Below are 9,376 nucleotides of genomic sequence, written 5' to 3'. Positions count from 1 at the left end.
GGGTGTTGACCCGGTCTCGGCCGTGGCCGGCGACCGACGAACCGCGTCGGGCGGGGGTGTCGTCGTTCGGCGTCAGCGGCACCAACGCCCACCTGATCCTGGAACAGGCCGAGCCAGCCGGGGAAACCGGCACCGGCGGTACCGAACTGCCGCAGCCGACCCGCCGGTTCCACCGCAAACGCTACTGGCTGGACGACCGGGCACCGGCCGGAGATCTGGCGACCGTCGGGCTGGACCCCGCCGACCATCCCCTCCTCGCCGCCGTCACCGTCGTGGCCGACACCCAGGGGGCGGTGCTCACCGGACGGTTGTCCACCGTCTCCCACCCATGGCTCGCCGAACACCGGGTCCACGGCGAGGTGATCCTGCCGGGCACCGCCTTCGTCGAGCTCGCCGTCCGGGCCGCCGACCAGATCGGCTGCGCCCACATCGCCGAACTCACCCTGCACGCTCCGATGCGCCTGCCGGCGCAGGGCGGCGTACGGATCCAGGTCGTCGCCGGTGAAGCCGACGACACCGGTGCCCGGCGGATCGGCATCCACTCCCGGGCCGAGCAGGCCGTTCCCGCGCGGTCGTGGACCTGCCATGCCACCGGTCACCTCACCACCGCCTCGACCCCGTCCGGGAACGACCGGCCGGAGGCCGAGCTCAGCTGGCCACCGGCCGGCGCGGAGCCGGTCCCGATCGACACCCTCGACGACACGATGGCCGGTGCCGGTCTCGACTACGGACCGGCCTTCCGCGGGTTGCGCGCCGTGTGGCGTCAGGGTCCCCTGCTCTGGGCCGACGTACGGCTTCCCGACCCCGGTGACGCCGACCGCTTCGGCCTGCACCCGGCCGTGCTCGACGCCGCCACCCAGGCACTCGCCGTCGACCTGGGCGCCGGGCAGGGCCATGCCCGGTTGCCGTTCTCCTGGTCCGGCGTCACCCTGCACGCCACCGGCGCCGCCGAACTGCGGGTCAGGTTCACCCCGACCGCACCGGACACGTACGCCGTCGCGGCCTTCGATCACGCCGGTCACCTTGTCGCCACCGCGGCAGCGGTCACCTTCCGGCCGGTCTCCGCCGCCACGGCGACGCCGGCGCACACCGCCGACCTGCACCGGCTCGACTGGATCGCGATGGCGGACCTGGGGCGCGACCGCCCGGCCGAGGGCGTGCACCTGCTCCGCCTCGACGAGATCTGCGGCGACGATCCGGACACGATCCGTAGGCACTGCCGGCAGTTGCTGGCGAGGTTGCAGCAGTGGCTCGGTGACGCCACCAACAGCGGCACCCGGCTGGCCGTCGTCACCCGGGGCGCCGTACCGGTCGCCGGCACCGGCGGTGATCTCGCCGGCGCGGCCGTCTGGGGGCTGGTACGGTCCGCCCAGGCCGAGCACCCCGACCGGTTCCTACTGGTCGATGCGGACCCGGCTGACATCGCCCCGTCCGACGTCAGCGGTGGACAAGCCACCGGCGACTCCCGCGCCGACACCCACACCGTCGCGGCGGCGGTCGCGGCTGCGCTCGCCGCAGGGGAACCGCAGGTGGCTGTGCGCGGTGGCGCGGCACACGTGGCCCGGCTGGCCCACCTTCCGGCAGCGGGCAACGCTCGGCCGGTGCTCGATCCGGCCGGCACCGTACTGATCACCGGCGGGCCGGGATCGCTCGGCGCCATCGTGGCTCGACACCTGGTCAGCCGCTACGCTATCCGGCATCTGGTGCTGCTGAGCCGCCAGGGAGATCAGGCTCCCAGAGCCGACACGCTCGTCGCCGAGCTCGCCGAACTCGGCGCGCGGGCACGGGTGGTCGCCTGCGATGTGGCTGACCGCGCCGCCCTGGCCCGCGTGCTGAGCGGAATGACCGCAGAGCGGCCGTTGACCGCCGTCGTGCACGCCGCCGGGGTCGTCGCCGACGGCGTCGTCACCGCGATGACCCCGCACCAACTCGACGCGGTCCTGGCGCCCAAGGTCGCCGGGGCGCTGCACCTGCACGAGCTCACCGCCGGGATGGACCTGGCCGCGTTCGTGATGTTCTCCTCCCTGTCCGGGGTGCTCGGCGCGCCGGGGCAGGCCAACTACGCTGCCGCCAACTCGGTTCTGGACGCGCTGGCGGCCCGGCGGCACCGGGCGGGGCTGCCCGCCGTCTCCGTGGCCTGGGGCCAGTGGGACGCCGACGGCGGTATGACCGGAGCGCTCGCCGAGGCCGACCGTGCCCGGATGGCCCGCAGCGGCGTACTACCGCTGTCTGTGCCCGCCGGGCTGGCACTTTTGGACGCCGCCGTCGTCGCCGCCGATCCCGCCGTCGTCGCCGCCGCGCTGCAACCGGCCCGGCTGCGTGCCGGCGACGGCGTACCGCCGGTCTTCAGCTCGCTGGTGGGCCCGCTCACCCGGCCGGCTGCGGGCAGTGGCGCCGGAACGCTCGCCGTGCGCCTCACCGAGCTCGCCGAGCGGGAACGGGCGCACCTGCTCCTCGACCTGGTCCGTACCCACGTCGCGACCGTGCTGGGACACGAATCACCGGAGGCGGTCGCCGCCGACCGTGAGTTCCACCAGCTCGGCTTCGACTCGCTCACCGCCGTCGAGCTGCGCAACGCGTTGACCGCGGCGACCGGCCTGCGGCTGCCCGCCACCCTGGTGTTCGACCATCCCACGGCCAGTGCGGTGGCCGAGTACCTGCGCGCCGAACTTGTCGTCGACGAGAGCCAGCCGGGAGGAGCCCCCGTTGCCGAGTCGTCGGCAGGCACCGACGAGCCGATCGCGATCGTCGCGATGGCCTGTCGCTACCCGGGCGGCGTCAGCTCCCCGGAGCAGCTGTGGACCCTCGTCGCCGACGGGGTCGACGCCATCGGCGAGTTTCCCGCCGACCGAGGCTGGCAGATCGACCAGCTCTACGACGCCAACGGGGAACGGCCCGGCAGCACGTACGTGCGTACCGGGGGATTTCTCTACGACGCCGCCGATTTCGATGCCGGCTTCTTCGGCATCTCACCTCGCGAGGCCCCGACTGTCGACCCACAGCAGCGGCTGCTGCTGGAAACCTCGTGGGAGGCAGTCGAACGGGCCGGGATCGACCCGTTGTCCCTGCGGGGCAGCGCCACCGGAGTCTTCGTCGGCGTCCAGTACCACGACTACGTCGCCAGCAGCTCCACCGGCGCGGTGGTGTCCGGTCGGGTGGCCCACCACTTCGGATTCGAAGGCCCGGCGGTCAGCGTCGACACCGCCTGCTCCTCGTCGCTGGTATCGATGCACTGGGCGGCACAGTCGCTGCGTACCGGGGAATGCACATTGGCGCTGGCCGGCGGAGTCACTGTGATGGCGACCCCGGAGACGTTCGTCGAGTTCAGCCGGCAACGCGGGCTGGCCCGTGACGGTCGCTGCAAGGCCTTCTCCGCCGACGCCGACGGCACCGCCTGGGCGGAGGGCGCCGGAGTACTCGTCCTGGAACGACTCTCAGATGCCCGCCGGCACGGTCATCCGGTGCTCGCCGTCATCCGGGGTTCGGCGGTCAACTCCGATGGCCGGTCCAACGGGCTCACCGCCCCGAATGGACCCGCCCAGCAGCGGGTGATCCGCCAGGCGTTGGTCAACGCCGGTCTGCGACCAGACGACGTCGACGTGGTGGAGGCGCACGGCACCGGTACGGCGTTGGGCGACCCGATCGAGGCGCAGGCCCTGCTCGCCACCTACGGACAGGACCGGGGCGAACCGCTCTGGCTGGGCTCGCTCAAGTCGAACATCGGGCACACTCAGGCCGCAGCCGGGGTCGCCGGAGTGATCAAGATGGTCCAGGCGATGCGGCACGGGACGATGCCGCGGACGCTGCACGTGACCGAGCCGTCTACGCATGTCGACTGGGACGCAGGCAAGGTGCGACTGCTGACCACGGACCGGCTGTGGCGGCGGACCGGCCAGCCCCGCCGGGCCGCGGTGTCGTCCTTCGGCGTCAGCGGTACCAACGCCCACGTGGTGCTGGAGGAGGCAGACCCGCAGGAAGCCTCCGTCACAGCCGGCGGTGGGGCCGGCGGTGGGGCCGGCGGTGGTGACGGCGGTGGTGACGGCGGTGGTGACGGCGAGCCGCCCGTGGTGCCGTGGCTGCTGTCCGCTCGTACCCGCCAGGCACTGCAGGCACAGGCGGAGCGGCTGCTCAACCACGTTGACGACACCGACGACGAAGCGGCCGACCTCGGCTATTCCACCGTGTTCCGCCCGCAGTTGGAGCACCGGGCCGTGCTGCTCGGCGCGGAACGGGCTGACTTCCTGCTCGGGCTCGTCGCACTCGTCGACGGCGCCGAGGAGGACGGGTCGGTGACCGGCACGGTCAGCAGCGGCGGCCTCGCTTTCGTCTTCTCCGGCCAGGGCGCGCAGCACCCCCGGATGGGACGGCAGCTCGCGGCCCGGTTCCCGGTGTTCGCGGCGGCGCTGCACGAGGTGACCAGCGAGTTCGACACCCGCTTGGATCCGCCGCTGGGTTCAGTGCTCGCCGCCGAGCCGGGCAGCGCCGAGGCCGCGCTGCTCGACCAGACCGCCTACACCCAGGCCGGGGTGTTCGCCGTCGAAGTCGCCCTGCTGCGGTTGCTGGAGTCGGTCGGGGTCTGCCCGGACCGGCTCGCTGGACACTCGATCGGTGAGCTGGCGGCGGTGTACGCCGCCGGCATGCTCTCGCTGTCCGACGCGTGTGCCCTGGTCGCCGCCCGGGGCACCCTGATGCAGGCGCTGCCAGCCGGCGGTGCGATGCTCGCCGTACAGGCCAGCGAGGACGAGGTACGTCCGCTGCTGACCGGCCGGCTGGACCTCGCCGCCGTCAACGCGGCGCAGTCGGTGGTGCTCTCCGGCGAGGAGCAGGAGATCCGGGCCGCCGCCGAAAGGTTCGCCGGGCAGGGCAGGGCGGTGACCCGGCTGCGCGTGTCGCACGCGTTCCACTCGGCGGCGATGGAACCGATGCTGGCCGCGTACCGCGAGGTGGTCGAGTCGGTGACCTTCCGGGCGCCCAGGGTGCCGCTGGTCTCCACGCTTACCGGCGCGGCGGCGGACCCGGAGCAGTTGTGTTCGGTGGAGTACTGGGTACGGCAGGTGCGCGAGCCGGTGCGGTTCCACGACGCGGTCTGCTGCCTCGAACGCGCCGGCATCACCCGGTTCGTCGAGGTCGGGCCGGACGCCGTGCTCGTCCCGCTGGTGTCGCGTCGCGTCGCCGCGACAGCCACGCCGCCGACGGTGGTGCCGACGATGCGGCGGGGCCGCGACGAGCCGCGTATGTTGCTGGACACGCTCGCCCGGTTGCACGTGTGCGGCGTCGCGGTGGACTGGCCGGCGGTCCTCGCCGACCTTCCGGTGCGCCGGGTGCCCCTGCCCACCTACGCCTTCCAACGCCAGAGATACTGGTTGGACAGTGTCGCGGGAGTCCTCGCTGACCCGACCGCCGGTGCTCATCCGCTCGTCGACCGGGTGGTCGAACTACCTGGCTCGGGCGGCCTGATGCTGACCGGCCGGCTGTCCGTCGCGACCCACCCCTGGCTGGCCGACCACGTGGTACACGGACTCACCGTGCTGCCCGGCGCCGGTCTCGTCGAACTCGCCACGCGGGCCGGCGACCAGCTGGGGTGCGGGCGGATCGAGCAGCTCGACTTCGAACGCGCATTGGTCCTCCCGGCTGGCGGCAGCGTCGCCGTGCAGGTGGAGGTCGGCGCCGCCGACGAACGTGGGGCGCGGCGTGTCCTGGTGCACTCCCGAGCCGCGTCCGCCGGAGCCGACCTGCCCTGGCAGCGGCATGCCAGCGGGGTGCTCGTGCCGGACCCGGCGGCCGCCGACCGGCTGGCACCAGCCCCGGAGTTCACCCAGTGGCCGCCACCGGGAGCCGTCCCGGTGCCGCTTGACGGCTGGTACGACGAGCTCGCCGTGACCGCCGGAATCGCATACGGTCCGGTGTTCCGCGGGGTCCACACGGTGTGGCGGCGGGCCGACGAGGTGTACGCCGACGTCGCCCTGCCGGCCGCGGCCGGTACCGACGCCGCCGATTTCAACCTGCACCCGGCGTTGCTGGACGCGGCCTGGCAGCTGGTGGCGCACAGCCCGGTGGCGGTGGCCGGCCCGCTGCTGCCCTTCACGGTTACCGGGATGAGCCTGTTCGCCGCCGGCCCCGTCGAGGCGCGGGTGCGCCTACGGGTGGCAGGGCCGACGACGGTGTCGGTCGAGATCTTCGACGGTGCCGGTGAACCGGTCGCCACCGTCGACGCGCTCGCGCTGCGTCCCGCCGGTGATCCGTCGCAGGGCCTCGGCAACCCAGAGGTGTCCGCTGACGAACCATCAGCGGCCAGCCGCGACGACGCAGGGCCGGGCGACGGGCCAGCGGCGGCTCTGCTGCGAGTCCAGTGGCGGCCGGTCGCCGTACCCGACGCGTCAGACAGCGGAATCTGGCAGCTGGTCGGCCCGGACCGCTGGATGCTGGCCGCGTCGCTCGCCGCGACGGCCGTACCGGACTTCGACGCCGTGATCACGTCGGCGGACGGCGGCGACGGCGAGGACCGGCCGGTGTTCCTGCTCAGTTGCGGCGGTGGCCCGGACCCGGACGTCGTGCACGGAGAAACCCGGCGGACGGTCGAGGCACTGCGAACCTGGCTGGCCGACAGCCGGTTCGACGGGTCGAGGCTGGTGGTGGTGACCGGCAGGGGCGTACCGGTCGGTCCCGCCGCCGACGCCGACCCGGCCGGTGCCGCCGTCTGGGGCCTGGTACGCAGCGCGCAGGCCGAGCACGCCGGCCGGATCGTGCTGGTTGACATCGAGCCGGATCGGGTCTCGCCCGCCCTGCTGGCCGCGGCGGTGTCCACGGGGGAGCCCCAGGTGGCGGTCCGCGACGAAGCCCTGTACGTGCCCCGCCTGGTGCCGAGCGGTCCGCCGCCACCGGACACGCCCCCCACACCCCCGGACTTCGGCTCGGGCACGGTCCTGGTGACCGGGGCGACCGGCGCTCTCGGCCGGGTGATCGCCCGGCACCTGGTGACCGGTCACGGCGTACGGCATCTGTTGCTGACCAGCCGGCGGGGCATGGCCGCGCCCGACATGACGCGGCTGCGTACCGAGTTGCTCGACCTCGGAGCCCAGGTCACGGTCACGGCCTGCGACGTCACCGACCGAGATGAGGTTGCACGGTTGCTCGCCACGGTGCCGTCGGAGCATCCGCTCACCGGCGTCGTGCACGCGGCCGGCGTTCTCGATGACGCGGTGATCGGTTCGCTGACCGCCGACCGGATGTCGAACGTGTTACGGCCCAAGGTCGACGCCGCTTGGCACCTGCACGAGCTCACCAGGGACACGCCGCTCGCCGCGTTCGTGACGTTCTCATCCGCCGCCGGGGTCCTCGGCCCACCCGGTCAGGCCAACTACGCCGCGGCCAACGCCTATCTTGACGGGTTGGCCGCCCACCGGCGAGCGCACGACCTGCCGGCCACGTCACTGGCCTGGGGCCTGTGGTCCACTGCCGATGAGGGGATGGGCGGCACGTTGACCGAGGTCGACCTGCGGCGGCTCGCCGAGACCGGTGTCCACCCGCTCGACGCCGAGACCGGTCTCGGCCTGTACGACAGGGCGGTGGCCCTGCCCGACGCCGTGCTGGTGCCGATCCGGCTCGACCCGGCGAAGCTGGGGCCGGACCGGTCCCCGTTGCTCGAGGGCCTAGCCTTGGCCCCGCCGGTGGGCGGTGGGGCAGCCGGCACGCGACGGCGCTTTGCGCGGGACGCGGGCGGCGGCGCGGCGACCGGTGGGGCCGGCGGCGACCGGCTCCGCGAGCAGCTCGCCGGCAAGTCCCGCCCGCAGGCGCAGGAACTGCTGCTGGAGATGATCCGCAGTGAGGCGGCGAAGCTGCTCGGGCACCCGGGGCCGGAGGCAATCGAGCCGGAGCGGGCCTTCAGCGAGCTGGGCTTCGACTCGTTGGCCGCGATCGGGTTCCGCAACCGGTTGACCCTGCTCACTGGCCGGCAGCAGCCCGCGACGTTGATCTTCGACTATCCCAACGCCGCCGCGCTGGCCCGGCAGTTCGCCGCCGATCTGGTGCCAGACACCGTCGACGGCAGCGCGGCGCTGCCCGACGACGAGATCCGGGCGGCGCTGAGCAGCATCCCGCTGGGCCGGCTACGTGACGCCGGACTGCTGGAGAGCCTGCTCGCGCTGGCTGGCGCGTCCGCGCGCCCAGCCGGCGCGCCCCACCTGGCGGGCAGCTCCGCGATCGACGAGATGGACACCGAGAACCTCATCAGCATGGCCCTGCAGACGGCCGACTTCGGCGAGTGACGCGAGAGGTGTGAGATAGAAATGACGCAGGCGGACCAGAGGATCGTCGACGCTCTCCGCGCGTCGCTGAAGGAGAACGAGCGACTCCGCGAGTACAGCCGCCAGCTCACCGAGGCGGCACACGAGCCGATCGCCATCATCGGCATGGCGTGCCGGTTTCCCGGCGGAGTGACCAGCCCGGAAGGGCTGTGGCGGCTGCTGGTCGACGAGGTCGATCCGATGGGCGAGTTCCCCACTGACCGGGGCTGGGACCTGGACAGGCTCTACGATCCCGACAGCACCCGCCCCAACACGACCTACGTACGGCAGGCCGGTTTCCTCTACGACGCGGGCGACTTCGACGCCGACTGGTTCGGCATCGCCCCCCGCGACGCGCTGCTGATCGACCCTCAGCAGCGGTTGCTGCTGGAAAGCACCTGGGAGGCGTTCGAACGCGCCGGTATCGCACCGGCGTCGGTCCGCGGCAGCCGGACCGGCGTTTTCGCCGGGGTCATGTACCACAACTATCCGGGCAGCTACGGGTCGTCGGGTGTGGTGTCCGGGCGCGTCTCGTACCACTTCGGTTTCGAAGGACCGGCGATCACAATCGACACCGCCTGCTCGTCGTCCCTGGTGGCGCTCGACCTCGCCGTACAGTCGCTGCGCCGGGGGGAGTGTTCCCTCGCCGTCGCCGGCGGTTCGTCGGTGATGGCCTCCCCGCAGACCTTCGTCGAGTTCAACCTGGAGGACACCCAGTCGCGGGACGGCCGGTGCCGTTCCTTCTCCGACGACGCCGACGGGCCGGCCTGGGCCGAGGGCGTCGGGGTGCTGCTCGTCGAGCGGTTGTCCGACGCGCGCCGAAACGGCCACCGCGTCCTCGCCGTGGTTCGCGGCTCCGCGGCCAACTCTGACGGCGCGTCGAACGGGCTGACCGCGCCGAACGGTCCGGCTCAGCAGCGGCTGATCCGGCAGGCGTTGGCCAACGCCCGGATGTCCGCCGACCAGGTCGACGCGGTCGATGGCCACGGCACGGCCACCGAACTGGGTGACCCGATCGAGGTACAGGCGTTGTTGGCGACGTACGGGCAGGGGCGGGACGCGGATCGTCCGTTGTGGTTGGGGTCGTTGAAGTC

1 protein-coding gene and 1 pseudogene are annotated in these 9,376 nt (G+C 73.0%); both read left to right on the top strand.

Features of this window, described 5'->3' with window-relative positions:
* Positions 1-38 precede the first annotated feature (38 nt).
* Positions 39-8,264, top strand: a pseudogene (locus tag ACFHVL_RS30150) (SDR family NAD(P)-dependent oxidoreductase); the annotation flags it as partial.
* Positions 8,265-8,285: 21 nt separating this feature from the next.
* The coding region (locus ACFHVL_RS30145; RefSeq protein WP_416631945.1) for a beta-ketoacyl synthase N-terminal-like domain-containing protein at positions 8,286-9,376 on the top strand (1,091 nt) is incomplete at its 3' end.

Source organism: Micromonospora sp. LOL_023, assembly GCF_048060115.1.
Taxonomy (GTDB): domain Bacteria; phylum Actinomycetota; class Actinomycetes; order Mycobacteriales; family Micromonosporaceae; genus Micromonospora_E.
Note: the sequence above shows the minus strand (reverse complement) of the source record. Positions and strands in the feature narration are given on the sequence as shown.